The following is a 1,605-nucleotide window of genomic DNA, read 5'->3' on the forward strand; positions in this document are numbered from 1 at the left end:
GAATATGTCACCGTTGTCAATACTAAAAAAGGTACAATTAATAACTTAACTGGTACTGTAGAGGGTAATCGAGAAGGAAAAATAAAAAAACAATTACTTACCCAGTTTTGGCAAGATGCGGTAAAGCAAAATACGTCATCAAGAAAAGCCAGGGTGATTGTTAATGCTGCTTTTTTTTCTCAGAACAACGAACCTACAGGAATTGCATTTGGTTTAAAGGTTAATAGTCGTTTAATTACCTATGGCTATGCAATTGGTAACGAATATCCGGGACAAATTCGCACGTTTGCTTTTAATTCCCAACAAGGATTTGCTGATATTGCCAATTATGCTCCCGAAACATTTGACAGTTCGACACCAGATGTAGTTGGTGGATTAGATGTAAATGCTAACAAATCTGCTGCAAGTAACTTACCACGAACCTTTGTTGGTGTGCGCGATGATGATGGCGATCGCCTAAAAGAAACTGTAATTCTGTATTCTAGTAATTACGCTCGTCAAATAGATGCATCTAATGTGTTGAAAAGCTTTGGTGTAAGCGACATGGTAATGCTAGATGGTGGTAGCAGTACCGGGTTAATTGTGGATGGGAAACCTTTGATTGCGACAAATCGACCCATACCTCATATATTAGCTGTTTATGCAGGTAAGTAAGAAGAAAATGGGCGATCAATCAATTTGTTAATTAGAATTAGGTGGCATCAATTACAGTCAGGATAGTTGTTGTGTGCGCTGGTTTTGGAACAACGTAAGTTAAATTTTGAGTGCCGATTACAGAAACATTTATCAATTTTCCGCCTGAAAAGTTGAACTTAACAGCCGGAAATTCTGACGATTTTTGAACATCTCCACAGACTTTAATACTAGCAATGTTGCGACCTTTTTGGTTTATAGAATAACTCAAGTCCACACGCGCCACAGTTTTTTTTGTAGAGTCTAAAACAATATAGGCAAAGCGTTTATTCCCCCCGCTATAAGCTGTGCTGGAATAAGCTGCCCCGTTTGTTTTTACCTCTACAATAGGAAGTTCGCCTAATTTGCGATATGCAGAGTTTAAACTAGCTGCACTACAAGATTTTGTAGTTTGGGCATTAGCACTTTGAATTGCAAGGTTTGGGGAAAAACCCAAAGTTAGACCAACTAAGCTAGACAAAGACACAAACTTACTAATTTTTTTCACGCTTATTGACTCTCTAAATATTTTCAACTAGCTTGAATATCTCATTACACTACCTCAATTACAAATTTATGGGAATAAATGCAATTTTTGGTAGTTTTTTCTTGAGCTTTTATATACGTTTATATATATCAATTTTAGTGGTCACTAATAATTACACACATACCCAAAGCTTGCCAAGTCAGAGGTCCGACAATTCCATCTACAAGAACTGTTGGGTCATGGTCATTACCTCTTTCTTGGAACTCTTTGACTACATCTTCTGTTTTTTTACCAAATAAACCATCAGCTTTTAAAGATTTGAAACCAAAGCTTTGTAGGCGTGTTTGTAAAACTTTAACAGACTCAGAAGCAGTTTTTTGGTGGTCATCACGGCGCAAAACGGGCATTCTGTGACAGGGGGTAAGTTGCTCTTTGTTTGCTGTTTG

At 37.4% G+C, this 1,605-nt stretch carries 3 protein-coding genes; 1 reads left to right on the top strand and 2 read right to left on the bottom strand.

Translation table 11 applies throughout. The features are described 5' to 3' along the window. On the top strand, positions 1-654 hold a 654-nt coding region (locus CK510_RS30140; protein WP_143289519.1), incomplete at its 5' end, for a phosphodiester glycosidase family protein. Between the two features lie 37 nt (positions 655-691). On the opposite strand, the gene CK510_RS30145 is transcribed toward CK510_RS30140, so the two are convergent. Next, entirely contained in the window at positions 692-1,180 is a 489-nt protein-coding gene (locus CK510_RS30145; protein ID WP_095725088.1) for a hypothetical protein, read from the bottom strand. A gap of 134 nt (positions 1,181-1,314) precedes the next feature. After that, positions 1,315-1,605, bottom strand: a 291-nt coding sequence (locus CK510_RS30150; protein WP_211293362.1) for a peptidoglycan-binding domain-containing protein, incomplete at its 5' end; no start/stop codon positions are given.

This window comes from Brunnivagina elsteri CCALA 953, from assembly GCF_002289455.1.
In the GTDB taxonomy this organism is placed as follows: Bacteria; Cyanobacteriota; Cyanobacteriia; order Cyanobacteriales; family Nostocaceae; genus Brunnivagina; species Brunnivagina elsteri.